The 25,237-nt window shown below is 53.5% G+C and carries 27 protein-coding genes, 1 tRNA gene and 1 pseudogene; 13 read left to right on the plus strand and 16 right to left on the minus strand.

What is annotated here, in order from left to right; translation table 11 throughout:
• Window positions 1-32: 32 nt before the first annotated feature.
• The 8 genes from ACR0K4_RS16900 to ACR0K4_RS16935 all read left to right on the plus strand — a co-directional run bounded on the left by ACR0K4_RS16900 (window position 33) and on the right by ACR0K4_RS16935 (window position 5,313).
• Window positions 33-302 carry a DUF4242 domain-containing protein gene (locus ACR0K4_RS16900; protein ID WP_480521255.1) on the plus strand — a complete coding sequence of 90 codons (270 nt, stop codon included), beginning with the start codon at window positions 33-35 and terminating at the stop codon, window positions 300-302.
• Between the two features lie 68 nt (window positions 303-370).
• On the plus strand, window positions 371-1,246 hold the full coding sequence (locus ACR0K4_RS16905; RefSeq protein WP_480521257.1) for a carbon-nitrogen hydrolase family protein: 876 nt from the start codon (window positions 371-373) through the stop codon (window positions 1,244-1,246).
• Window positions 1,247-1,336: 90 nt separating this feature from the next.
• Window positions 1,337-1,555, plus strand: coding sequence for a translation initiation factor IF-1 (gene infA / locus ACR0K4_RS16910; RefSeq protein ID WP_005978431.1), 219 nt, complete (start codon window positions 1,337-1,339; stop codon window positions 1,553-1,555).
• 11 nt (window positions 1,556-1,566) lie between these two features.
• On the plus strand, window positions 1,567-2,145 hold the full coding sequence (locus tag ACR0K4_RS16915; protein ID WP_480854912.1) for a Maf family protein: 579 nt from the start codon (window positions 1,567-1,569) through the stop codon (window positions 2,143-2,145).
• Window positions 2,142-3,164, plus strand: a complete 1,023-nt coding sequence (locus ACR0K4_RS16920) for a ribonuclease E/G (RefSeq protein WP_480521261.1) — start codon at window positions 2,142-2,144, stop codon at window positions 3,162-3,164. The genes ACR0K4_RS16915 and ACR0K4_RS16920 overlap by 4 nt, the downstream gene beginning before the upstream one ends.
• Window positions 3,161-3,343 (plus strand): DNA gyrase inhibitor YacG, encoded by a 183-nt coding sequence (locus ACR0K4_RS16925; RefSeq protein ID WP_480521263.1) that lies wholly within the window; start codon window positions 3,161-3,163, stop codon window positions 3,341-3,343. The genes ACR0K4_RS16920 and ACR0K4_RS16925 overlap by 4 nt, the downstream gene beginning before the upstream one ends.
• A 79-nt stretch (window positions 3,344-3,422) precedes the next feature.
• Window positions 3,423-3,497 (plus strand) — tRNA-Phe (locus ACR0K4_RS16930).
• Window positions 3,498-3,957: 460 nt separating this feature from the next.
• Complete coding sequence (locus ACR0K4_RS16935) at window positions 3,958-5,313, plus strand: MvaI/BcnI family restriction endonuclease (RefSeq protein ID WP_480854913.1); 1,356 nt, start codon at window positions 3,958-3,960, stop codon at window positions 5,311-5,313.
• Window positions 5,314-5,329: 16 nt separating this feature from the next.
• Here the strand turns inward: ACR0K4_RS16935 and ACR0K4_RS16940 are convergent, their stop codons facing one another.
• The 16 genes from ACR0K4_RS16940 to ACR0K4_RS17015 form a co-directional block, all read right to left on the minus strand.
• The gene (locus tag ACR0K4_RS16940; protein WP_480854914.1) at window positions 5,330-5,782 is read right to left on the minus strand and encodes a very short patch repair endonuclease; all 453 of its coding nucleotides are present in this window, start codon (window positions 5,780-5,782) and stop codon (window positions 5,330-5,332) included.
• Window positions 5,783-5,787: 5 nt separating this feature from the next.
• The gene (dcm, locus tag ACR0K4_RS16945) at window positions 5,788-7,044 is read right to left on the minus strand and encodes a DNA (cytosine-5-)-methyltransferase (protein WP_480854915.1); all 1,257 of its coding nucleotides are present in this window, start codon (window positions 7,042-7,044) and stop codon (window positions 5,788-5,790) included.
• 362 nt (window positions 7,045-7,406) lie between these two features.
• On the minus strand, window positions 7,407-9,161 hold the full coding sequence (locus ACR0K4_RS16950; protein ID WP_480854916.1) for an AAA family ATPase: 1,755 nt from the start codon (window positions 9,159-9,161) through the stop codon (window positions 7,407-7,409).
• 131 nt (window positions 9,162-9,292) lie between these two features.
• A complete protein-coding gene (locus ACR0K4_RS16955; RefSeq protein ID WP_480854918.1) occupies window positions 9,293-9,565 on the minus strand; it encodes a hypothetical protein in 273 nt (90 codons plus the stop codon).
• Window positions 9,566-9,627: 62 nt separating this feature from the next.
• Complete coding sequence (locus ACR0K4_RS16960) at window positions 9,628-10,065, minus strand: hypothetical protein (protein ID WP_480854919.1); 438 nt, start codon at window positions 10,063-10,065, stop codon at window positions 9,628-9,630.
• 67 nt (window positions 10,066-10,132) lie between these two features.
• Complete coding sequence (locus ACR0K4_RS16965) at window positions 10,133-11,500, minus strand: RNA-dependent RNA polymerase family protein (RefSeq protein ID WP_480854920.1); 1,368 nt, start codon at window positions 11,498-11,500, stop codon at window positions 10,133-10,135.
• Window positions 11,501-11,627: 127 nt separating this feature from the next.
• The gene (locus ACR0K4_RS16970) at window positions 11,628-11,936 is read right to left on the minus strand and encodes a hypothetical protein (protein WP_480854922.1); all 309 of its coding nucleotides are present in this window, start codon (window positions 11,934-11,936) and stop codon (window positions 11,628-11,630) included.
• A 158-nt stretch (window positions 11,937-12,094) separates the two neighbouring features.
• Entirely contained in the window at window positions 12,095-12,280 is a 186-nt protein-coding gene (locus ACR0K4_RS16975) for a helix-turn-helix transcriptional regulator (RefSeq protein ID WP_480854923.1), read from the minus strand.
• 98 nt (window positions 12,281-12,378) lie between these two features.
• The gene (locus tag ACR0K4_RS16980) at window positions 12,379-13,080 is read right to left on the minus strand and encodes a hypothetical protein (RefSeq protein WP_480854924.1); all 702 of its coding nucleotides are present in this window, start codon (window positions 13,078-13,080) and stop codon (window positions 12,379-12,381) included.
• On the minus strand, window positions 13,077-14,273 hold the full coding sequence (locus tag ACR0K4_RS16985) for a tyrosine-type recombinase/integrase (protein ID WP_480854925.1): 1,197 nt from the start codon (window positions 14,271-14,273) through the stop codon (window positions 13,077-13,079). The genes ACR0K4_RS16980 and ACR0K4_RS16985 overlap by 4 nt, the downstream gene beginning before the upstream one ends.
• Window positions 14,274-14,714: 441 nt before the next feature.
• Window positions 14,715-15,332 (minus strand): hypothetical protein, encoded by a 618-nt coding sequence (locus ACR0K4_RS16990; RefSeq protein WP_480854926.1) that lies wholly within the window; start codon window positions 15,330-15,332, stop codon window positions 14,715-14,717.
• 602 nt (window positions 15,333-15,934) lie between these two features.
• Complete coding sequence (locus ACR0K4_RS16995) at window positions 15,935-16,726, minus strand: hypothetical protein (protein WP_480521267.1); 792 nt, start codon at window positions 16,724-16,726, stop codon at window positions 15,935-15,937.
• The gene (locus tag ACR0K4_RS17000; protein WP_480854927.1) at window positions 16,617-17,189 is read right to left on the minus strand and encodes a phage major capsid protein; all 573 of its coding nucleotides are present in this window, start codon (window positions 17,187-17,189) and stop codon (window positions 16,617-16,619) included. Before ACR0K4_RS17000 ends, ACR0K4_RS16995 begins: the two co-directional genes overlap by 110 nt.
• 33 nt (window positions 17,190-17,222) lie before the next feature.
• The gene (locus tag ACR0K4_RS17005; RefSeq protein WP_480854928.1) at window positions 17,223-17,753 is read right to left on the minus strand and encodes a hypothetical protein; all 531 of its coding nucleotides are present in this window, start codon (window positions 17,751-17,753) and stop codon (window positions 17,223-17,225) included.
• Between the two features lie 91 nt (window positions 17,754-17,844).
• The gene (locus tag ACR0K4_RS17010) at window positions 17,845-18,414 is read right to left on the minus strand and encodes a hypothetical protein (protein WP_480854929.1); all 570 of its coding nucleotides are present in this window, start codon (window positions 18,412-18,414) and stop codon (window positions 17,845-17,847) included.
• A gap of 180 nt (window positions 18,415-18,594) precedes the next feature.
• Window positions 18,595-19,167: an HAD-IA family hydrolase gene (locus ACR0K4_RS17015; RefSeq protein WP_480854930.1), complete on the minus strand. Its 573-nt coding sequence runs from the start codon at window positions 19,165-19,167 to the stop codon at window positions 18,595-18,597.
• A gap of 223 nt (window positions 19,168-19,390) precedes the next feature.
• Between ACR0K4_RS17015 and ACR0K4_RS17020 the strand changes: the two genes are divergently transcribed.
• The 5 genes and pseudogenes from ACR0K4_RS17020 to ACR0K4_RS17040 form a co-directional block, all read left to right on the plus strand.
• Entirely contained in the window at window positions 19,391-19,957 is a 567-nt protein-coding gene (locus ACR0K4_RS17020) for a TetR/AcrR family transcriptional regulator (protein ID WP_480854931.1), read from the plus strand.
• A 45-nt stretch (window positions 19,958-20,002) separates the two neighbouring features.
• Entirely contained in the window at window positions 20,003-21,511 is a 1,509-nt protein-coding gene (locus ACR0K4_RS17025) for an amidase (protein WP_480854932.1), read from the plus strand.
• Between the two features lie 729 nt (window positions 21,512-22,240).
• Window positions 22,241-23,632, plus strand: coding sequence for a hypothetical protein (locus ACR0K4_RS17030; protein WP_480854933.1), 1,392 nt, complete (start codon window positions 22,241-22,243; stop codon window positions 23,630-23,632).
• A 169-nt stretch (window positions 23,633-23,801) separates the two neighbouring features.
• Entirely contained in the window at window positions 23,802-24,689 is an 888-nt protein-coding gene (yghX, locus tag ACR0K4_RS17035; RefSeq protein WP_480854934.1) for a YghX family hydrolase, read from the plus strand.
• 294 nt (window positions 24,690-24,983) lie between these two features.
• Window positions 24,984-25,103, plus strand: a pseudogene (locus tag ACR0K4_RS17040) (transposase); the annotation flags it as partial.
• Window positions 25,104-25,237: the final 134 nt, after the last annotated feature.

Below are 25,237 nucleotides of genomic sequence, written 5' to 3' on the forward strand. Positions count from 1 at the left end.
GCTACCCTTGTATTTTCTGTGGGGGAAGTGAAATGAAACGTTACGTGATTGAACGCGATCTGCCTGGCGTCGGCTCGATGTCCAAAGACGAATTGTGCGGCGCGTCGGCTAAATCAAATGAAGCATTGGAACAAATCCCCGGCGTGCAGTGGGAGCATTCCTACGTCGCGGGCGACAAGACTTTTTGCATCTATTTGGCCGAAAGCGAGCAGGCCATCCACAAGCATGCGGAACTCAGTGGGTTTCCGGCCAATGTCGTAACCGAAGTCACCACTATCATTGATCCGACGACGGCGGGGTGAAACGGTCTATACAGCTGGTGGCATTCCCGTTTAAGGTCCGGCCGATTTGACCATTTTGGACCAATGCCATGAAAGTCGCCACCGCCGCCTATGACCTCAGTTGGCTCGACAGTTGGGCGCAGTACGAAGATAAGCTGGCCCGGTGGGTTTCCGAGGCTGCGGGCCATGGGGCGGACCTGCTGGTTTTTCCGGAATATGGAGCGATGGAATTGTCCACGCTCGATGGTGCCGATGTTGCGGGTGATCTGGAACGTTCAATTCACGCTGTGTCTGATCGGATGCATGAAGCCTGCGCCCTGCATCAGCGTTTGGCGCAGGAACACAACACATACATCTTGGGCGCATCCGCTCCGGTGGTGGACGGCGCGGGACGCCCGATTAACAGGGCCATGCTTTACGCGCCGGACGGTCGCTACGACCACCAGGACAAGCAAATCATGACCCGGTTCGAACGGGAAGACTGGGACATCGCCCCGGGTGGCCCGCTTAAGCTGTTTGACACCGCGATTGGCAAAATCGGTGTGCTGATCTGCTATGACAGCGAATTTCCATTGTTGGGCCGGGCGCTGAGCGAGGCCGATCTGATCCTTGTTCCGTCCTGTACCGAGGCCCTCTCGGGGTACTGGCGCGTTCGCATCGGTGCGATGTCCCGAGCGCTGGAGTCTCAATGCCTGTCCGTCATGGCGTCTTTGGTTGGCAATAATGCCTGGTCCGAGGCCGTGGATCAGAACACCGGCACCGGCGGCATCTTTGGCCCGCCGGACAAAGGGTTTCCGGCAACGGGTGTTCTGGCCGAAGGCGAATTGAACCAGCCCGGTTGGACCTATGCGGATGTCGATCTGAAGGCGATCGCCAATGTCCGGGCCGATGGTCATGTGCTGAACCGCACGCACTGGGCCGAGCAGCCCCCCCGAGTCGAATCGGTCACAATCTCTGCACTTTAGTGATTCCGGCCTTGAAATAAGGCGGAAATAGGCTCATTTAAGCGCACATCCTCGCAGATTCTGCGAGTGCAACGTAACTATGGAGACAACATGGCCAAGGAAGATACGCTCGAATTTCCCGGTGTCGTGAAGGAACTCCTGCCTAATGCGACGTTTCGGGTCGAGCTGGAAAACGGCCATGAGATCATCGCACATACGGCAGGCAAGATGCGCAAAAACCGCATCCGTGTTCTGGCCGGCGACAAGGTGCAGGTCGAGATGACCCCCTATGATCTGACCAAGGGTCGGATCAACTACCGCTTCAAGTAACGCCCCACCCCATGGCGCTCATTCTCGGATCGGGCAGCCCTAGGCGGCTGGACCTGCTGGCGCAGCTTGGCGTTCGGCCCGATGCGATACAGCCCCATGAAATCGATGAAACGCCCATGAAGGGCGAACTGCCGGTTCCCTATTGCAGCCGTATCACCCGCGAAAAGGTGCGGGCGGTTCAAGCCGGGACAGAGGATATCACCCTGTGCGCCGACACCACGGTTGCTTTGGGTCGCAGGATTTTGGGCAAACCCGATGATGCCGGGCAGGCAGCTGAGTTCCTGCATTCACTATCCGGGCGACGCCACCGGGTTATTACATCGGTCGCTGTGCGCAGGGGCGAGAAAATCCTGCAGCGCGACGTGGTCTCGCAGGTCAAGGTCAAACGCTTGTCGGATATTGAGATCAATGCTTATCTGGCAACCGGCGATTGGCAGGGCAAAGCGGGTGCCTATGCCATTCAGGGCCCTGCCGGGGCGTTCATCCCCTGGATTTCGGGCTCATTCACGGCCATTGTCGGTTTGCCACTGGCGGAAACGGCCACACTTTTGCAGGGCATCGGCTATCCGTTGTATCGTGAGGCACCATGAAGGGCCGTACAATCATTCTGGACCATATCGAAAATCGTGAAGCCGCAGCCCTGATGGTGGATGGCATGCTGGACGATTTTCTGATTTCCGCAGACGCGCCACCACCCGGAACGGTGTATCGCGCGCGCGCTGACCGTCCTGTCAAAGGACAAGGCGGCATGTTCCTGACAACGCCCGACGGCCCGGCCTTCCTGCGTCAGGTCAAGGGGCTTGCCTCTGGTGCCACGCTTTTGGTGCAGGTGACGGGATATGCCGAGCCGGGCAAGGCTTTGCCCGTCACAGATCGGATCCTGTTTAAAAGCCGCTACGCAATCGTTACGCCGAATGCGCCCGGGCTGAATGTATCGCGCAGCATCCGCGATGACGCAGAACGCGACCGTCTGCTGCAGGTTGCGCATGAGGTCATGGAGGGCAGCGAATACGGGCTGATCCTGCGTTCTTGCTGCCAGGGCGAGGACGCGGCCGAGATTGCCGAGGACATCAACGCCATGCGCGCGCAGGCGGATCAGGTCATGAACGATCCCGGAACTGAAACCGAACGGCTTGAGGATGGCGACGGACCACATGTCCTGGCCTGGCGCGACTGGACCGACCCGGCTGAGGTCGTGACGCAGGCGGGTGGTTTTGAAACGCATGGCGTGCTGGACGCTCTCGAGACCACTCTGGGTATCACCGAAACGCTGCCGGGCGGAGGGCATTTGTACATCCAGCCGACACGGGCGTTGATTGCCGTGGATGTCAACACCGGGGCCGATACCTCATTAGCTGCCGGAACCAAAGCCAATTTCGCCTGCGCCAAAACTCTGCCGCGCGCACTACGCGTACGCGGGTTGGGTGGACAGATCACACTGGACCTCGCGCCGATGCCGAAGAAAGACCGGAGGGGCTTCGAATCCGCCCTGCGTGCCGCATTCCGGTCCGACCCGATCGAAACCGTTCTGGCCGGTTGGACGCCGTTGGGACACTACGAATTGCAACGCAAACGCGCCCGACTGCCTTTGTCGGAGGTGCTGAAATGAGCTGTCCGATCTGTGGTGAGAACACGCAGGCGACCTACCGTCCGTTCTGCTCGAAACGGTGCGCGGATGTCGATCTTGCCAAATGGCTGAACGGCTCGTACGCTGTTCCGTCGCAGCGCCAAGACGAGGTCGATGCGGACGGCCCGGAAGACGAAGCCCCACAACCGCGCCCGCACTGAAAAAATGTCAAAAAGCCTCTGGACACTGCCTGGTGCAAGTCATAGAAGGCCTCCACCCAACGGCAAACACCGTTCCCGTGCCCGGGTAGCTCAGGGGTAGAGCAGTGGATTGAAAATCCTCGTGTCGGTGGTTCGATTCCGCCCCCGGGCACCATTTTTTCAAGAAAATCTTTTTGTTATCAAGGAATTGCCTTGATGGCAGCGCTTTGTATCCACCATTGCATCCACCAAAAAGGCCCCCATTAGCCGGTGGCACGCGGATGGGCAATTGCTTTGAGAAAACACATTAGGTGGAACGCGTACGTGCAGGTTGGTCTGGCCCGCTGTTTGTTCCTTTGGGTGGTCTCTCGGTGAAGTGGTTGTTGCGGAGTGCGCGCCATGACTCTTTGAGGGCATTGATGTGCAATCCAAAGTGAATGTTTGGCAGTGAAAATACCTCTAGTGAACATCACGGAAGGTGTGAATAAAATTTTTTATTGTTAATTTACAAGGAATTTATAGATTTCTACTGGTTTTAGTATGGTTGATGCGGCGTTTAGGCCTTGTTTCGAATGCAGAGAACTCCTAGGTTCTTTCTCGTGACGGCTTAACGTCCGCAACTACAAGGAACATATATGACTGAAATTTCCCCGGCTGTTCTCTCCGAGCTTCAAGGTATTCTGCAGCAAGCAGGAGCGAACGGAGCTCTAATCAAGGCCTTGTCCAAAAACCATAATGACAAGAATCAAGTTTACTCTGGTTCTGATTTTCAGCCGCTACATCCTTATTTTGACTTTGAGTTTGATGAGCGGGTTGGCAGCGTAAGCGCTAAGAAGGGGGGCAAGACTGCCGGAAATCCGATTTTGGAGGCAGTCTTTCGCAATTTCCGTTGGCTCAGCGCTGATGGAACTGAGGTTCCGGCCAAGAACCTGAAAATGATCATTTATCCCCAATACCCTGAAGCACGCCTTAGTGGGTTTGACCCTGTGCGGGGGCAGATGCCCCAATCTTTATCTGTCTCGTACACAAAGGCCAACCCGGACGCTGTTCGCTATCTGGTTCTAGCCCGTCGTGGAAGTGGAGATGCCCTTGGGGTTATGGTTGTAAACCCGGGGCCGCAGTTCATTCAAGAAGTCAAAGCGCTCCCGTCAGCGCCGAGGTCTCGGGTTTGGAAGGAAATCGACATCGGTGAAAACGCCGGTGTCGAGCTACAGAGGTTGCTTTCCCCAATCGTCAGGCGTGTTCACAACGGAGCTCGCTTGGATAAAAACGGGACCGTCATTCCGTTTAATGGAACCCAAGTCTGCGGATTTACTCTAGAGCAAGCATTGGGAATCGTACCCAACAGCGGCAAAAATGGAGATTTCAAGGGTATCGAACTTAAGACACACACACAAAAAAAGGTTACACTTTTTACTCCGGAGCCTGATCTAGGCGCGTACCAACAAGATTTTAACAAATTCATGGTCAACTATGGCTATGAGGACGCGAATGGCAGCTTCCGATTGACTGGTGTTCACCGACAAGGCGTCGAGTGCAGCAAAAGCCAACTGACCTTGCTAATCTCAAACTATGACCCGGAAGAAAGCCTCGCATCCCAGTCTGGCAAGGAGATTATTGTTGGTCTATTTACGCGAGATGGGCATTTGGCTGCCGGGTGGAGCCTGCCCCGTATTCTCAACTGCTGGGGGGCAAAGCATAATGAAGTAGTCTATGTCCCGGCTTCAAAACGGAAAAACGCAGACCCCTTAATGCAGGATGCCGGCTATAGTTTCGAGGTTTCTTTCGACAACCACGTTCGATGGTGCCGCCAAACTTCAGCAGACCGACTTCTTCAGGCCATCTACAAAGGAACCATTTTTTTGGACCCGGCCCCCAAGTATGTGCCCGGCCAACCAAAGAAGACCAAGCGCAGATCGCAGTGGCGCGTGAACGACATCGGTGCGGCCGTGGGCGATTTGTACGATCACGTTGAAGAAATCGAGCTATAGTCACCGACGCTTGCGACTACTCTATTCCTCGAATTTCAGTAATTTTGACGTCACTCAGCAGCCACTCAGATACCTCATCGGCGACCCGAGCAAAGGGCAGGCGAAGCCTGCCCTTAATTGCGCATTCCCACACAATCATACAGCGCCAATTCGCTTCGACTACAGATTGAATTGTTCTGGTGTCTCTCAGGCGGTTCTCTTCGATTTTCCCACGCCAGAATTCCTCACGCGTTTTGGGCCACTTGAAAAGATGACAGTTGTGACCATGCCAGAAGCACCCATGAACAAACACGACGGCTTTGAATTTTGGAAACACTATGTCGGGTTTGCCGGGGATCTTCTTGTCGTGAATTCGAAACCTAAACCCGCGTTTGTGTAACTCTGATCTAATGGCCAACTCAATCTTGGTGTTCTTGCCCCGAATATTGGACATCATCCGACTTCGAGTTGAGGAACTTACGTTGTCCAATCTGTCTACTCAGCCGCGTTTCGGTAGCATGACTCCGAACGATTAGAAATTTCCAGAATGTGAGGCTTCATGTGTCGGGCAAACTCTTCAATCACTGGAACGACGACTGAGTTGCCGAATTGCTTGTAGGCTCTCGTGTCTGAAACAGGTATGACCATGTGTGTTTCACGGTCTGTGTCAAATCCCATGAGCCGTGCACACTCTCGTGGCGTTAGTCTCCTTGGATTTTTCCCTTCCTGTGCGATAAGAATTTCACTTCCGTCCTTATAGTACCGAGCCGAAAGGGTGCGGGCTGTGTCGCTATGCGAGTTCAAGCCAAAACCGAACCCATTGCCTTTCGCCTGATGTTTGGCTGCATAGTCTTGAAGGTACTGCCAAAGCTTGTCGCTCAGCGTGTACTTGTCGTTGACTACGCTGTTCAAATTGCTGCCAATGTTCGTTGGTTCAAGAGTAAAGTGATCTTCCGGTAATTCGTCAGGAGAGTGCAGAATGGTTTCAAGCAACGGACCGGTTTTGGGGTCGGCGAATTTGAGGTTGTCGATGTTGAAACCTGTTTCTTCCCGAAATCCGACAATGTAAATTCGTTCACGGTGCTGAGGTACATATCCTTTGCCATCAACAACTCTGGCCGAAACCTGATACCCTAGATCATCTCTCAGAGCTCCAAGAATTGTCCTAAAGGTGTCCCCTTTGTTGTGACTCTTCAGGTTCTTGACGTTTTCTAGAAGGAATGCAGACGGGCGATGGTGCTTTAAAATACGCAGAACATCAAAAAAAAGCGTTCCTTGGGTCTTGTCCATAAAACCATGTGCGCGCCCTAATGCGTTTTTCTTTGAAACCCCTGCGATTGAGAAAGGTTGACAGGGAAAGCCTGCAAGCAACACGTCATGTGCGGGGATTTTGGACGCTTCTATGCTGGTGATGTCGCCGGCAATCTCATGATCATCGGGAAAGTTGGCGCGATAGGTGCGCTGAGCGTATTCGTCCCACTCTGAAGTAAAAACACATCGACCACCTACACTCTCAAAGCCCTTACGAATTCCACCGATCCCAGCAAACAGGTCGACAAACGTGAATTCTGGATTTGGGTTGCGAAGATTTCGCTTGTACTCCAAGCGTCCTTCGAGAAGCTTGAGAAAGGCCTTTCGAGGTTCTACTTCTCCATTTTCCCAGCGATAGACAGTTTTTACGGTCACCCCCATTAGTTCTGCTGCCTGCTCGATTGTCAGTCCACAAAGCTCTCTTAATTCTTTGAAGTTCATCTCGTCCTCAAGCTGGGTTTTTTTTTGACATTATGTCCGAAAACCTACCAGATACCTAAGCCGCGTCAAGGACTGTTCTTGTTTAGTTCTTCGAAATGAAATTTGGTTTTGGCGTTCACAATGATCATCTTTTTGCCGCCGGGTAGATTGGATCGACAAGTCTGCAGTTGTAAGCTTGCGAACACCCACGCGGCGCTATCAGCACACACGCTTCGCCTCGAGGGTTTTACCCTCACTGTCCTAACCGGAGTGCTATTGACTGCCTTCCCTGAAACGAGCGAATTCCGGCGGAGCCACCATTGCAACTAGGGATAAATGGGCACGAAAGAATTCTTCAGTGCAGTAAGCTTCAATTACAGCCGTCATAGTGAATTGGCATTTCTGACAAGCAAGGCCAGTTTCCGGATGCGTTCCTTCAAATCGAGAATGTCTAGGTTTGCCGGCTGTTCACAAACGAGCGTAGCAACCTTCACTTTATCCGCATTTTTGAAAACACTATTACCAGTCTTGTCCGGAGATTTCCGGTAGAAATAGAACGAGTTGTCATGCTGACCTATCGCAACGGGCGCTTTGTAGATCGATGAATGTACCGATTGAAGGGCTTGATGTAGCGTTTCCGGGTCGACGTAGTTCTCAATCTCACGCCCCTGAGTGACCCATACTATTGAGTTTTCATCGTCCAACTCAGATCGCAGGCGACTAACCGCAGGTTTCAATTTGGCCCGAGGCTTACCTCTGTCACTGTCCAAGACAATGGCCATGTTCTGGTTCAGTGCTTTTAGATCGATGAACTCTGCAACGCTGTCTTCAACGAGTTCACCGGCACCCAAGTGACGGACCAGTGCACCACCGTAGAACATTATGGAATAGTGAATGCCTTCTACCAACTCCGGCGCGACCGCTTGCAACCAATGTCGGATGTAAATTCGATCTGATGGTCCCTCTACCCAAACGACAGCGTTGGCTTGAAGAATGTCAGATGCTTTGTAGCCCAAGTCATCGCAAATTTTCTTCTTGTCACCTCGAAAGATGGCTGAGGTAATGCGTGTTTGAACTCCATCGTTGTGAACCCGGAACACAGATGCATTAGGTGTGTCAATGAACGCCGCCGAGTGAGTTGCTATGAAGTATTGGTTGTTCGTGTTGTCTTGCAGGTAGCGTATCAGCTTTCTTTGAAGAACCGGGTGAAGGTGAATTTCAGGCTCTTCAATACAAACGATCATGTCTTCGTGAATGGTGCAAAATGAAGCGATTAGAATGACTTCCTGAATGCCGGTGCCCAAACTGAACAGTGGTAGAACCTTATTGTCCATATGGACCAAAATGTGCTTTCGGTCATGAGGAATTTCGATGAGTGCATCGTCTTTACCCGTTACATCCCGCACGAATTGGTTGATGCGATCAAAGACTTCTCTGTCCTGTCGCCGGTCGTGATCTGGGCTTTGCAGCTCCGCCAACTCATCGATCAGAGCTTTCTCGCTTCTTACCTCAAATCCTCGGGCACTTTCTCCGAGGTCTCTTTCCGCTGGTACGTGAGCGACGCGTGGATGCTTTAAAGTGAAAGGCCGTAGCATGATCTGCAACGACTCCTTTACGGCTTGTTGCAGAGTAGGCCGACCAATGCCGTTGCGAAGCATTTGCCAAACGGCAGCCCATACCCTGCTATCCAAAAGCGCGGCCAACTGCTTCAAATCAACCTCTTCGGCATACTCCAAAGATTGGTTTTCCTGAGATGGTTTGACCCAAACAAACCCTTGGTGCGAAAGTTCTTCGACAATTGGCTCAATGTACTCCATCGCGCCCGCCAATGCTAAATTGCCGTTTTTGAATACAATTTCTTTTGCTTCGCGCGTGAATGTGTCTTTTGGAATGCCGATTTCGGCGTTTAGTTGACCGGTTTTTTTCCCTCTGAATTCTTCAGCGGGACCCATCGGTCGATATGTGTCTGTGCTTTCAGAAAAAGGCAGTCGGTCCCGTATGTAGTTAAGTACAGTAGATTTGCCCGCGTTGTTTGCCCCGATAAATAAATTAATACTCGAAAAAGGGCCGATGTACTGCTTCTCAAAGCCGATGCCCCGATAGTATTGCAAACTTAGTGCATTGAGATGTACTGCCATGAACTGCCTCAGCGTTACGCTTGGAATTTCGTTACCCCAAGTTCTTTAACGGTGCGCATCGCTTGTACAAGAGGAACTTCAATTTAGAGGCGAGTGCTGGCGCATGACAGATTGTGACACCCGAACGCGTTTCAGTTGCCAAGAAGCCGTGCGTTGATAAAGCCAAACAGCAGAAAAACCGGCCATGCTGCCACGAAGACAGCTTTGCAGAAAAGGATTGCAGGGTTGCCAGATTGTTCCCCTGATCGCAGAAATTGCTGATCCTCAGCCAACATCTGAAACTCTTCGTGCGTCTGGCAATTAGATTTTTCACGTGTTGAAATGTCTCTGTGAAAAATCAGCTTCCACAGGAACGCCCCTACAGCTAAATGCGCAATGGCAGCGACAAAAGTCCAATGTGGCATGTTCTATTCCTTCTAAAATTCTTTGGTTGCAAGTTGCCTCGGTGATTGCAACTCGTTGCAAATTAAACACTGGGCGGGGTCACATCGGTATGACCGTTGCAACGGGTTGCACCTCCCTCCGACAACAGGTGAATTTGGGTCTCGATCATCTGCCATGGAATTTCGCGGCGGATGGCGGCAGTCTGCCGTGCATAGTGCGGCTGGACCCCCATAGCAGCCACGTAGGCCGCTTTCAGGGCGGAGTTTGGCACTTCAAGGGCCTCACCCAGCCAAAACACCATTGGAGGGCACTGAAGCTGGTTGTAGATGAACTGGCAGGATCGGTCGGAGTTTGGCTTTCGCCCATAAACGCCGGGAGTGTCGTATTCCTTCAGCCAGCGCAGCCAGTGTTCTTTCTGACTGCTATACCAAGCGTTACCAAAGCCAACGCCAATCTGGAGGAAATGCTCCAGCATAGCGGTCATAGGTTGATCTTCGGCAAGGGTTTCAATCGTTTTCATTAGGTCATCTCGCTCCATGAGGAACCATACCAACGTCGTCGGATTGGCAAACAATAACTGACTGTTATCAATTCCTTTTTTGCCGTCTTCTCATACTTCTTGCCGTCTTGAAGACGGTTGCTTCGAGTGGGCTCCATTGGCTAAACAGATGCCAGTGCATGTGCATCAACATGGGATTGTTTGACGTTGCAGGTATCCATGACGATGTGGCAACGAAATCGGCCATTTCGGCCGCTATGTCAGTCGCGCTGGAATAGCCGGACGCAAAGTCCAGAAGCGTGCACCACATCTCGAAGGTCTCTAGCTCAGGGTCGGCAAACTCGCCGTCCTCAAATTTTTGCTCAAGGGCATTGAGATGACGCATCAGGCGCTCTCGGGCCGTGTCACCAATGCCAATGGTCGCGCCGTCCGGAGGGTGTTTATAGCCAAGAAACTCTGTCTCGTTATCCAAGCCTGCAGATTTGGGGGGGTGCAACGTCAGAGGGCCGAAAGAGCACCGACCCAAGCTGTCGGCCAAGGTATCCCTAATCGTCCGGCTGCCTTCTTCCGTGCGACTGGCAACCAGAAGGTTGTCAAAGCACACGATCACCCGAACGTCGTCACTGTGAGGTAAGTCATTGAGAACCGCGTTCAGGTGCCACGCCAAAATGGCGCTGGAAGCCGGAGAGCCTTGCATAAGTCCCGAAGGCCCTCTGGTGTTGCAAACAATATCATCGGTATGGAAACCAATAGGAACATGATCCCGTACCATGTAGTTCTCCGGCGTTGCCGCATCTGGCGTTTCCGGCGAAGCCCCTTTCTTGGCTTCATGTTTCGAGGTGTGCGCTTGGAACGAAAAACGCGTGTTGCGAGTATCTAGAACATTGGCGATTGTCCGATTGGGGAGCGGCAAGTCGTACAGCGCGTCCAAGTTGAAGCTGTCAAAGCAGTCTTCAATGTCGGTTTGCCAAAGATTGCGGTATCCTTCGCGTTGCAGTTGTTGGATGTGAACCGCTGCATGGTCTCGGCCAAAATGCTTGACACCAAACAGTGACGGGTGCCGAACGAACTCGGCGTCTAGGGCGCTTTTGATGATCTTGTGCGTTGCAGATAGCACCGGCGGCATGACGCAGATATTTCGCTTGCCACCGCTGGCTTTTGCTATCGGGTATGTTGCCACTACATGTTCCTGCTCTGCGTACGGGTTAACCTGCTGGGCCAAAGCATAGGTTTGTTCTCGACCAATCTTTCCCTTGGTCGCTTTGAGAATAGCCGCCTGTTTTACCTTCGGGTGCCGTAAAAATTCACGTTGCAAGGCTTGGCGACGCTTGCCCGCTTTACGTCCAGCCATCAGCCTTTGGTCCTGCTGCGAATAAATCCGGTACAGGGCCTGCTTCTCCACTTTCCAAGGGATGTTGCCGGAGTTGTTGGGATTTTGGTGGTCGTTGAACTGCATCGCTTGTTCTTCGGTGGTTTGGATGTGCTGCGAGGGCAACGCGATTGAACGCGCAGCGCTCGCGGGAAGCATGGCAACTAGTTGCAACTGGTTGCACGAGAATGGGCGGGGGGCTTGGTTCACCCCATTAAACCCGCATGAATTGGGAATAACGCTCCGGCAGCATCAAGGCATCGCTGGGTGCATCCGTTTTGGTTTTCTTGCGCCACAAGCGGAGCAGGGAATTGCGGTTCCGGTGGTAACTAATGGCTTTCCATGTGATGCGGGCTTTAGACCGCGCCCCGGAGTTCTGCTTCTGAATGATCCACTGGATGTTGTCTTTACAACTGATGATGCGGAAACGGTCTACACGTACGATTTCATAGGCATAATTGTCTTGCGTTTCGCGGCGCGAAATACACTGCAGCGTGTCATTGGTTTTCTTGGTATCGTGCAACTGGTTGCACCGATCCGGGCGAGACCGAACGAGGTCGGAATGTTGGGCGTTTTTGCAAGGCATTTTGGGTCTCTCGGTTTGCCACCAGAGCCGGAAAGTGCTATTCTTCAATTGGTTAGATTGAGACAGCCCGTTCCCGGTTCGCCGGGGCGGGCTTTCTATTTGGCGCGGGTCTCGTCGAGGCGGGCAAGAGCCTCGTTCACTTCGCTTTTCTTAAAGCGAGGAGTTTTTCCGAAGAAAACGGGGGCGGGTAGCGTTCCATCAGCAATCCGACGTTTGATCGTGCTACGGGACGACCGGAGAAGGTCCATAATCTCTCGGTAGGTGATGTATTTTTCGTCCATCTCATGCTCCTTTAGACTTGTTCATCTGAAGGCATGGTTACCGATGGGCGTTCTTGCTGTGGTGGGGGTAATTTTTTTGCCCCCACCCTTGAAAATCCTCAGAATGTCTCGCTGCTATAGGCTTTGAGCTCTACTCGGTCAGATGTGGACAATGGCGGAACACAAATCGTGCTCTGCGGAACTGAAAATACGTCTGGCACTTTCCAATTTCTTTGCTTCGCGGGAACGCTTTGGCTTTCTTCTATTGTTACTTTTCGAGCTTGGAACCAACTAGCCAGCCCTAGAAATTCAAAAAGAATGGGTTTGTCCCATGCTATTCCAGCCCCATGAATTCTGTCCCGGTTTTCGGGTGCCATGTAATTCCATGCAGCCCAAAGGTGCGCTACGTCTGCATAGCTCGAGTATTCTCGTTTCAAACTGCGGCGCGTGCTTTCCTCAGTGCCGTGCTTTATTTTTGACTTGATCGATTTTTTCCCGACCAACCATACAGCCTTCCTTGTGCTGGCGTCACCGCAATCACTGAACAGTTGGATTTTCTTTTGAAGGATTGCCCCGGCCAAGCTGCCGCCTTTAACACGGGATCGCCGGGTATTGATTACTGCGTTTAGTGCGATGGAAGGAGCGTACTCATCTTCCTCACTCAAGCCATTAAAGGCGAACGAACACTCTAGTTCTGGGAGGTCGATGTACATTCTCCTATCAACAGGTTGGTTTGGAAAAAGCATATGAGCAAAAATTACTACGCCAGCGTTTTCGGTCAGTTCGCGGGTTTCTTTGTTAAGAATTGGCAGTGTTCTCATGATTGTTTGGCTGCCAAATTCAGTACCTGCCCGGAGCTACCAGTCACATGATCGGCCCACGTTTCCATCAGAACTCGCCGCTTTTCCAAGAAATCGGTGCGGCGATAGGCGCGACCAACTTTGCCATCAAACTTATGACCAAGGGCAGCCTTGGTCACCTGAAATGAAATGTCTTGGGTTTCCGCACACCACGTATCGAAACTCGACCGGAAACCGTGCGGGCGCTCGGACATGCCTCTGGTTCTCATCAGCTTTGACATGGTTCCATCAGAGATGGCACCTTTGCGCTCGCCCGGGAAAATCCAACCTTCCCGTTCAAATGGGCGGACCTGCTCAAGTATAGCCTGAGCTTCCGAGGATAAGGGCACATTTAGTTCTTCGGTTTGCCCCAGCCGACCTTTCATAACATCCGCCGGTACAGTCCAAGTAGCATTCGCAATTTGTTCCCAACGGGCAATTCTGATCGGCCCGGAACGTACTGCTGTTAAAATCAAAAACCGAAGGGCTAGGTGAGTCACTGACCCGTCATCCAAACTGCTATAGAAGTCCGGCACATCCTGCCAAGCAACCGACTTGATATGTTGCTCTGTGTGCCTCTGTTTACCAAGTAGGATTTTTGCTTTGTCCGTCACCGCTGGGTCCACATCCAAACCCATCGCCAAGGCGTGCTTCATGACAATTCCTAGACGGTTGATTGCCTTCGTCGCAGTTGGTGCTTTCTCGTGCCAGATCTTGAACAGGACGTTCTTCACGTCTTGTTGGTCGATCTCCTCAACGGGCGTTTTCCCAAGCTTAGGCAGAATGTGCAGCCGGAGTGGTGAGAACCACCGTCCGGCTTCACCGTCGCCTTTGAGTTCCGCCTTTTTCGCTTCAAATGCTGCGAGCGCAATTGTCTCCAAGGAATGATCTGCTTTTGAAGCCATGCGCTTCTCGCGTTCACGCTCTTTGATGGGGTCTTTGCCGCTGTTTCTAACGGAGCGCCAGCGCTGGGCAGCTTCCCTCGCCTGTTTTAGGCTTACATCTTGCAGTGAGCCGAGGCCCATTTCTTTCCTGCGTTGATAAATTGAATAGCGGTATACCCATTGTGCACCACCGTCTTCGCGTTGGATAAAGTACAGACCGCCACCATCACAGTGCTTACCGGGCGGCAGCCCTTTAAGTTGGGCTGCTGTTAGTCGATTTATCGCTCCCATCAATCCACCATTCTATCCACCATGTCACTTGACATAGCATGGCACACGGTGGGCAAAGGTGACACCATGAAGGCGGCGGTTTTGCGTTAACTTTCTGTTTCTTAGGTGTGCACGATAATTCATGGATACCCGGTTACAGGCCGCCCCCGGGCACCATACTACCTTCCAAATCTGTCCAAGATTGTGCGATGTGTCTGTTTTGCAGAAATTTCCACTTTTGGGAGTCTGGGTTGTTCCGCATTTGTCCGCTTCCATCCGAAAAAAGTGTTGGTATAACCGATGTGATCAATTTGGCGGGTTATTTGATGCCTTTGACGGATATTGCACTGAAAAATGTGCAACCTTCAGGAAGGGCGTACAAGCGCTCCGATGCGCATGGCTATAGCGCGGCGCGCCTAACTAGATGAGCGTGCGCGCCTATTTAGACAGACTAAGGGTCAACTATTCCACAGAAACAACCGTCGCCATACAATCCGAATTGCGAACTAACCCGAGTGCTTCGCTGACGTTCATGTCGGCAAACCCATTCCTGGCCCGATATGTCATGATCAGCGAGTGATATCCCTCGGCATAAACAGGGGCGATACGTGTCTCGATTTCTTCAAAACTATCTGGATCTCTCATCAGGTCTTTGACCGAACGTTTGAAACCGGGATGAGAACCGCCCCATGCACTAAAGCATTGAAAACCCTTTCTCTTTTCCTCGGCAACTTTAGCCTCGGCCAAACGCTTCTCGGCGGCCTCACGTTCCTTGGCAACACGCTCTTGCTCTATGCGCTCGGCTTCTTCTTTCTCCGCAGCTTCGGTCGCCAATCTCTCCGCCTCCTCGGCCAACCGAGCTGCCTCTTGTTCATCAGCGCGTTTTTGAGCGGCTTCTCCGGCCGCGATCTCAGCTTTCCGAGCGGACCAGGCTTCTGCATCGGAATACCCAGCCTCAATAGCTGCCTGCTGATCCCCACGATTTAGAAAACCTGCCTCTTGAGCGTCGGCGTTTCCCATCATGTTCCCGATAGTTCCTAAACCAATGAACCAAACGAGCAATGCACTCGGGATGATCATGAATCCCTTTTGCGCCTACCCTTCTTAAATTGCAGAACTACTCCAAAAATAGTGGCCACCAGGCAGGCCAATGAAAGTGCGGAAGCCAATACTAAGTACATTGATACCTCTATCAAAAAATACAGTCACAATTGCCGCTTGGCGGCCATATTCACCAGATGGTAGAGCGTCAAAAAAAACATTCACCACCCTTGAACCACACTAATGCGACAACTTACCCGCACTTTGTTTTCAGTCGGCATCCCGGACTGTGAAACGCACGACCAACACAGTTTGACTACGTTGACCGGGTGCCAGAACGCGGACTTTGCACTCGTACTTCCCCGGATGACCGCTAAAACTGCCCTCGGCAAAGAACACGTTTACCACTGCTGTGGTCGGCTGCGGTATCTGGCAAACAGCGTCCACTCTCACGCCGCCCGGAATGGTGACACTTGCTTCCGCCGTGGCACCCGTCAGATCTCTGAGTACCTTGGGTTAAGTGATTTTGCTGCTCTTTGACTCATAGACGATGGCTTGAAACTTTAATGAATCGTGCTCATGAATTTCAAAACTTGGGCGATTTGTCATGTCGTTCTCTCCAGTTTACCGCGAATGTCGGCCTACCATTTGGCCGAGTATCCAGTGGGCGTTGTCCAAGACGCATATTCAACGGCTTCCACCCACGTTCCTTCGAACTGGGGAATGACCCATGCAGCGTCAAAAACCGCCTGAAACACAGAGACAGGCGTCCCCGGTGCGACACCTGCTGTAATAGTGCCAGAATGGGAATGATCTCTGTCCGCGTGATGATCACCGGTGATGTCCACCGCACCGGGTGTTAAAGTGCCCCCATGTGATGCATCTGCGTCCGTGTGATGATCACCGCTGAGACCGACCGAGCCAGCGCTGATTGTTGGGTCATGGGATACATCGGGATCGGTTTGATGTTCGCCACCTACGGCCTGATCTGGTGATGCGCCTTGTGAAACCGCACCGTCATGCGATTGGTCGCCATCTGCATGATGATCGCCACTTATACCGACCGGCCCAACGTCGATTGACGGATCGTGGGCGGCATCTGGATCAGACTGGTGCGTGCCGCCGATGTTCTGATCAGGTGCCCCACCCTGTAATACAGCGCCATTATGGGATGTATCTCCATCAACATGATGGTCGCCATCCACATCCACGCCGCCTGGCGTGACTGTCGCCCCGTAGGACGTATCCGGGTCATCGTGATGCGCGCCGTCAATGACCCGAGCGGGTGCAGCACCCTGCGAAACAGCACCATCATGCGACGTGTCAGCGTCGGCATCGTGGCTGCCTGCGATATCGACTGAACCGGGTGCAACTGTGGGTGTGTGGGACACATCCGGATCGACCTGATGACCATTCACCATAGATGAGCGCATTTTTGTCTGATCCAGCCCCAATGTCAGTAGGAGCCTGAGTAGAGCTTTCGACACGTTCGTTATGAAACAATTCGGAAATCGGGATTACACGGCTGTCTGCATCCTTGGTCTTGCGAGCTTTGTTCATGATGTCGGGATTTGTCAGAAAGCCTGCGGTTCCACACACATTGTCGGTTTCCAAGGCCGCAATCAGGTCTGCCGTGATATCGGAACTGAATGCACCACCGGGCACGCTGTTTACATCAGCATCGGTCAAGACGCCTGTGGGTTCGTTGGCACCGCCGCCACGGATGGCCGCACTGTCCAAAGCTTGGGCCAGCAAGTAAGCCAGATCAGCGCGAAGGATCGGTTCGAGAGCTTGATTTGCCTGCAGCAACATGCGGCGAGACAATTCATATTCAGCTGATACCGTCTTGGGGCCCATGGCCTTCTTGCCGAAGGTGGCATCAATATGTTCGGGCACCCATGCGGCAGTGCCGGAACCGACAAGGCGGGGCTATTCCAAGTTGCCGCTCAAACCACGCAAGACGGTCGCCCCTATCATCTCCACTTTCAGCGCAGCGCGGCGACGATCTGTCATCGCAGCCAGATCGGTTGCCACCATGTTACCGGCAGTACCAGCGGTAGTCAGGGCGCGGGAATCTCCACCAAGGATGATTTGGGTAGGAACCATGACACCGCGAACTTCAGCGCGGTCCCGGCCCAACTCTTTGTGCCATTCTGCTTCAACGCCCGTCAAAGTACCGGAACGGCTTTCGTTCAGTGCTTTGGACAACGAATAGTCTTTCAGAGAACGCAGTGCCACTGCATCGCCGTTAACGGAATCTGCGTGGGCTTCCAGCCTTTCGAACTCTGCAAGCTTCTCAGCATCGCTCAGGCGGGCGTTCAAACCGCGCACCTCAGTTTCCAGAGTGTCGAAGCGCTTACGTTCTTCGCCGGACAAGTCGCGGTTGTCGCCCACAGCTTTTTCGTTGATCCGGCGCATTTCAGCAATCTTGCCTGCGCGTTGCTCTTTGAGTTCGTTCAAATTATCAAGGGGCATCCTTGTTTCCTTTCTTAGGTTCTAAGGTGAAGGTCCGCGCGGGGTGGTCGCCAAACTTTGCCGCGCGGACCGGTTTTTAGTCGGTTGTTTCATTCCGTTCTTCGTCAATACGCTGCTTGCGTGCCAATTCATGCCGATCATCGAGTTGCAGAAAGCGTTCGTCATCGGCCTCGGTGGCAACGACGCCATCTTCATTGATTTCCAAGTCGTCGCCGACAAGAGTCAGGCCTTGGAGCTTCAAAAACTCTTGCGTTTCGGCGTGATCCAGCCCGACATAGACCCAACGATCTTGTTCATCCTTTTCCCACTTCTTAAAAAAGTCGGAACAGGGCGCGTATTCGTTAGCAGGCGGGTTGGGGCGATGGTCTTCGAAGACCGGAATAGGCTGTTCGGACACCATTGCGTTGAGTTTTTTAAGGACACGTTCAATTAGGCGGTCCGCGAACATAATTTGGACGCAAGGCGGGGTTGTACTCGGGGGTTCACTTTTATCGTGGAACGGAACGATAGCCCAATCGCCATTTTCGATTGGATATGTCACGTATCCAAAATTTTTGTCGGGATGCGTATGCCCCAAATACTCCATGGACAACTGATTTTCCGCCCGCATCGCGACTGCTTTGGCAATGGTTTCTAGGCCAGCCATAGGAAAACCCACTCCGCTCATGGAATGGGCTACGGTAAGTTTCAAAGTATCTCGGCCAGTAAAAAGACGGCGGCGACCAGTCCCGGGGTTATGCCTCCGGTCCAGACGGATCAGATTGACCGCTCACAAATTCGTGCTGTCCGAGACCGGTTTTGTTATCAACGACCGAACCGGGGATTTCTAAAGCGCTCTGGTTTCAAGATAACAGTGCTTCGGTCGAGGGCCGGGGCACGTTTTTCTCTCGTGCCAGCGCCCATGGTTGAACGAATGACGGCAAAATCCACAGTCCGTGGGTCCGATAAACCCATAGTCCTTCGCGGCAGTCGCATCGAAGGATTTGGGTGACACGAACGAGACATGTTCCGGCGCCACGCCCAGTGTTTCCTCGACAAGGTCGCAAGCTTTGGAGTTGGGTTCGAACACCTGATTGCGGTCGACGCTGAAACCTACCTCAAGATGCGGTTTCAGCCCGGTGTTTTCGACCAGCGCGTCCAGCATTTCCTGATTGCCTTTGGATAGTATCGCCCGTGGCAGCTCGGAAAGGTCCTGCAGCGTCGACAGGGCCGAAGGGTATGGAGTAAGCTCGTTGTATTTGGCTATGATCCGTTGAAACCGGCCCCTGTCATACTCCAGCCCGATCGCCTTGAGCGTAAAGCGCAGGCTTTTCGCCGACAGGCCCCAAAACCGGCTATAGTCCGCCATTTGCGACCGCAGCCAAGTGTGTTCCAGCTGTTTCAACCGCCAGATCTGCATAAAAAGGCAGCCATGTCCCGGGAACTCCACCTCGGTGATCGCTGAGACGGAATGCTCGTCCTACAGCGCGCCATAAGTGTCGAACACAGCGGCTTTGATGGGCTGGTCACTCTCCTTGCCGGGTTGCGCCGGGTTCGTCGTATGGGTTTTGCAATGCATTTTTCTTGAATTTACATTCAGGAAATTTCTATAGCTGATGCAAAATGACGCCGAGGGAGCTTGGATGGGTCGCCACAAGACGTTTGACGCGGACGCGGCGTTGCTGAAGGCCGTGGAGGTATTCTGGGAGAAAGGATATGCGGCGAGCGCGATGACAGACCTGTGCCGGGCGATGGACCTGAATCCCGGCAGCGTCTATGCCACCTACGGGCAGAAGGAGCAGCTGTTTCTATCCGCCGTTCGCGCATACCTGCAAAAGGTGACGACCGAAGGTATCGACAGGATCAATGCGGCCGAGGATGGGATTGCAGGCATCCGTAGCTATTTTCATTACATCGTCGAAGGCATTCTGACAGGTCAGCGGCGCTTTGGCTGTTTGGGCACCAATTCCCTGATGGAATTGGGCCGCAACAACGACGAGGTGCGCACAATCATGCTGGAGCATCTCGATCTTCTCGAACAAGCCTTCCGGGATGCGCTGGAACGCGCCGGGTGGGACAACCCGCAAGGCCGGGCTACATACCTTCTCTGTATGGCGCAGGGGATGAACGTGTTGGCCGTTACCCAACCAGATCGAGCTACATTGACGGAGCTTGTTCACACAGTTTTCAAAGCCTTTCCGGAGCACTAGCGACCGGCTGAACAACAAACTCGACCACATTCCAGGGAGAAGATCATGACTGTTAAAAGGCCCTCAAATTCAGACGTTCAAGCAGCGGCAGCTGAACTGGGTATGAATCTGTCCGACGCCTCGGCACAGACTTTCAACGATCTGATGCAGGGTCTGTTGGATGCCTATGACGCTGTTGAAGAAATGGACGAGCCCCATCCGGCGCCGTCCTATCCGCGCAGCGTCCACACCGTGCCGACCCCCGCCGACAACCCTTATGGTGCCTGGGCCGTTCAGGGCAGCATCAAGGGCAAGGCCGAAGGGCCGTTGGCAGGAAAATCCGTCGCGATCAAAGACAACACATGCGTGGCCGACTGGCCAATGCAGGTCGGCTCGACCGTACTGGACGGGTATGTTCCCGAGATTGATGCCACGGTGGTGACCCGTCTGCTGGATGCCGGGGCCGAAATCACTGGCAAGGCGGCTTGCGAGTACTATTGCGCCTCGGGGGGCAGTCATACCGCGGCGCAGGGGATTGTCGAAAACCCGGTTGTGCCCGGGCATAACGCGGGCGGGTCGTCCTCTGGATCAGCGGCGTTAGTTGCGGCGGGTATCGTGGATATGGCCACCGGCGGCGATCAGGGCGGTTCGATTCGCATTCCGGCCTCCTATTGCGGGATTGTCGGGATGAAACCAACTCACGGGTTGGTGCCTTACACCGGCATTCTCGCCGTGGACACGACCATTGATCATGTCGGTCCGATGACGCGGACCGTGGCGGAAAACGCCCAGATGCTGGAGGTCCTGGCCGGACCCGACGGGCTGGACCCGCGTCAGAGCGGCGCTCCCGCGCAGGATTATACCGGCGCTTTGAGTCAGGGCGCCGAGGGGCTGCGGGTGGCAATCGTCAGCGAAGGGTTCGGTCATCCCGGAGCTGAAGATGAGGTGGAAGATCGGGTACGCGAAGCAGGTCGGAAACTGGCGGATGCAGGTGCCGTTGTCGAAGAAATATCCATTCCGATGCACGCTGCCGGTGGAGCAATATGGACACCAATTTTCGTCGAAGGCGCAACCGAACTGATGATGCGGCAGAACGCCTATGGAACTAATATGAAAGGTCTCTTTGTCGAAAGCCTGCTGGATGCCCAATCCAAATGGCGCGATCACGCAGATGAGTTCTCGCCTACGCTGAAACTGGGCTTGCTGACCGGGCACTACATGTCATCGCGCAACAAGGGACGGTTCTATGGCAAGGCACAAAACCTCAACCGTGCTCTGACCAAGGCCTATGATGATGTACTGTCCGACTATGATTTACTGCTGATGCCAACCACCCCGATGGCGGCCAGTAAATTGCCGCCTGAGGGTGCGCCGGATGAAGAGATCGTGGCACGCGCTTTCGAGATGGTTGGAAACACCTCTCCTTTCTGTGCGACCGGGCATCCGTCACTGTCGGTGCCGGTAGGCAGAACCAGTGATGGCCGACCAATCGGCGCAATGCTCAGCGGGCGTCACCACGACGAGGCCACGATCTATCGCGCCGCCGAGGTGCTGGAAGCCGCGTATCGGGCCTAGGACATAGGTCCAGGTCCATGAGATAAGCAGTCGCTTCAGGGCAGCGCTAAGGCGCGCTTAAACTCTCGGTGGGAGATTGGCTTCAAACAGAAGCTCGGCGCCTTAGCGATGTCTTTGATACTGACGGCAAGTGTCTTCGGTTTAGGATTTGCCTCGATGCAGGGATTTGAATAGCCGCTGATGTTGCGTGCGCGGCGAATGTCCAAAAAGCGGGCTGCGGTCGCAATATCCGATGACCGTGCTCAAAGTCAGCTTTGGGCCGTCCTCAGGAACGCATGGCGTTTACATCCCTTTGTAGGCCGCAGGGTTTGATAGGCACCAAGTCCACTGCGAAATTCTTGGGTAGCACAAAGAAACTCGCAAGCTGCGCGTATTCCATGCGCCATTATCCTGAGTTGGCTTTCTGACCGGCAAGAAGCCCGTCAAATATTTTTGAGCGATCATTCAAAAATAAGATTGAGCAGTCATTCAAAAAATGATATTCAGCGCCGAGTACACCTTAGTCCTGTCCAGATTTTCAGCCTTCTACGCTGTCATGATCCCGCGTTAAACTAACGCGGGGATACAGATGAATTGCGACATTCGTTTGAGGGTGAATGCCTGTCGTCAACGCTGTTTTGTCGGCGTCACCGTTTCGGTGTCGCGGGCTTGATCGAAGCGGATAAAACGCAAAGCCCGACGAAGATTTCATGGCTGGACATTCAGGTTTACGAAAACGGGAGGAAAACTATGAAACTGAAGCCCAGCCATTCGCTTGCGCTGATAACGGCCGCGACGACTGTACTTGCCTCGCAGGCCATTGCTGAAACAACGATCCAGGTCCAATCAAGATACGCACCGCTGCAATTCACGGATGCCGCGCCGGGCGGGGCGCACCCAATCGGCGGACCCGGAAATGCCTTTGTCTTGAAGGCGAATGAGATTCTGGAACCTTTTGGGATCACTTTTCAGGTTCACGCCTCGGGCAAAGTCAATCCGTTTGACGAGCACAATGTCAAACCACAGCTGATCGACCGAAAGGCTATGGGCAACCTGTACAATGCGGTTGCGGCTGGGGCTGAAGAGGGCGGTATCAACGCCGCTTTGGCTATTCCGGCTGAATCGGGTTTGGCGTTTGGTGAAATGTTGTCCGGCGGTTTGCCATTTGGCATGGCGCCTGACGAATACGCCTCGTTCCTGTTCTATGGCGGCGGCTTAGCGCTGCAGCAGCAGATTTACGACGAAACCTTTGACGGAAATGTCGTTACGATACCGGTTGCAATCACGACGGCTCAGGGCCCCGGTTTTTTCCCCAATCCACTGCCCGACCCGGATACAGACGCCCATCTGAGCAATGCAGACGCGCTATTGAAAGTCTGCGAAACCCCTATGATCGTTCGCTGGCCCGACTCTGCTGCTGCGGTCATGACGGAAGCTTGCGCCAAACTGGGCGTCACGACGCCGAACATCGGTCGTCAGACCAGATGCGAGGACGCATCTGCGGTGTGTGATCCTGCCACAAACCCCGACAATCCTATTCAGTTCGAGCCCGAGACCCTTACCTTTGGCGGATTCGCTCCGGGCGTGATCCCGCACACCATGTTCCAAAACGGAAACATTGATGCGTTCGAATTGAACATGCCCGCAGATGACATTCAGTTCCTGAAACTCATTTCAGGGCAGCAGGGCAAAACTGATGCCGAGGCCAACCTTTCTGACGTCGGCCTGCCTTACAAATATTCCGGGTCGTGGCACCAGCCAACGCTGACGGTCGAGTTGGTAGTGAACAGGGGCTTTTGGGAAAGCATCCCCGCCCATGAGCGCACATTGATCGAAGCCGTGGCAAAGGCAGCCATTCTTGATACGCAGGCAGAACGGCTCAGCATCCAAGGCAAAGCGATTGAACGTCTGGAACAGTCCGGAGTTAAACACCTGACGTGGCCCCAAGGCCTTTTGGATGAGCTGCGCGCCGCAACGCCGGATGCGTTAAACAAGGTCGCTGTAAAAGCCGAGGCAAACGGCGATAGTTCAGTGCGCCGTTGGCTGGACGCCGCCTGGGAATTCCAGAAAAATAACGCCAAGTACTTTGACTACGGCGACGTTAATCAAGGACAAGCCGGCTTTCCGACGTCGGCGAATTAAATCGAGTGATCAACCACTCGACCTCTCAATCTGGGAGGTCGAAATTCAGGGTTCGCAGTGAGATAATATGCTATGCAATGCGACGCCGAATTCTGCGACGGATCGCGATCCATCAGTCGGATGGCAGCGGCCCAACATTTGAAAGACCAGTCTTAACAGGAGATCCACTATGACCCGAATGACGGCAGAAGACTTCGACCAGGAATTATTGGACCTTTATGATTTCTACGCCCATGGAAAAATTACAAAGCGCGAATTTCTGGATCGTGCCGGAAAGTTCGCTGTTGGAGGCGTGTCAGCGGTCGCGCTGCTGAAAATGCTCAGTCCGAACTATGCGTTGGCGCAGCAGGTGTCGTTCAATGATCCTGACATCCACGCCGACTACATCACCTATCCTTCGCCAAACGGAACTGGCGACGTACGGGGCTATCTTGTCCGACCAGCCGGGGTGGATGATCCATTACCGGCAGTCCTTGTGATCCACGAAAACCGCGGTCTTAACCCCTATATCGAAGATGTGGCGCGCAGGTTGGCCAAAGCTGGATTTATGGCACTGGCACCGGATGGGCTGACATCAGTAGGCGGGTATCCCGGAAATGACGCAGACGGGCGCGAACTGCAAAGGACGGTCGACCGGGTCGAGTTGATGAACGACTTCTTCAACGGCTTTGAATACTTGCTGAACCGCGAAGACAGCACCGGCAAGGTCGGCGCGGTCGGTTTCTGTTACGGTGGCGGCGTTGTGAGTGCGATCGCTGTGGCCTACCCTGAACTGGCCGCGGGTGTACCTTTCTACGGACGGCAGCCAGCAGCCGAGGATGTGGCGAAAATCCAGGCCCCGCTGCTTATCCAAATGGGAGAGCTTGATGATCGCATCAACGCGGGTTGGCCAGCGTTCGAGGCCGCACTGCAGGCCAATGACAAAACCTACGAGGCTTACATCTACGAAAATGCCAATCACGGTTTCCACAATGACAGTACGCCACGCTATGATGAAGAGATGGCAAATCTGGCTTGGGAACGGACGATTGCTTGGTTCAATACGTATTTGAAGTAGAGAGAGAAGTTCTGCAAAAAGGCACCGCTTCTGTACGGTTATGTCGGAAAGTTCTGAGCGAACCGAACTGTCTTGGTGATCGCGACGAAGTTGGGCTCCGGTCTCATTAATTCACAGCCACAATAGGACTGTAGCAGCGAGAGCGATGGCCTAGAGAAATATCTTTGGGCATCTGTCATATCGGGTGGCGACGCGTCGCCATTCGTTCAGGCTGCTCTGAAATCCAAGTAGTCCGTCCATTAGTGATTAAAGTTCTCCGAGACAAATCCCTGGCTGGGAGAAGGAGCGGAAGCAATGAAACCAGCGAGATTTACGGACGCACAGAAAGCGTTTGTTTTGAAGCAGGTTGAGGAGGGCAAGACGGTTGCTGAAGTGTGCCAGGAGGCTGGGATCAGCTCGGCCACCTATTTCAACTGAAAAAAATGCGGGAATGTTTCCTGCCCTATGCTTTCTCAACTGCGTACCCGGTAGTGGAACACTGGGCGTTGCGCGGCCCTTGGCACGCGCGTTGTGTTCGGTCAGAATCCGGGGTAGGTTCGCCACGTGAA

The sequence above is a fragment of the Ruegeria sp. K11 genome (assembly GCF_056531905.1).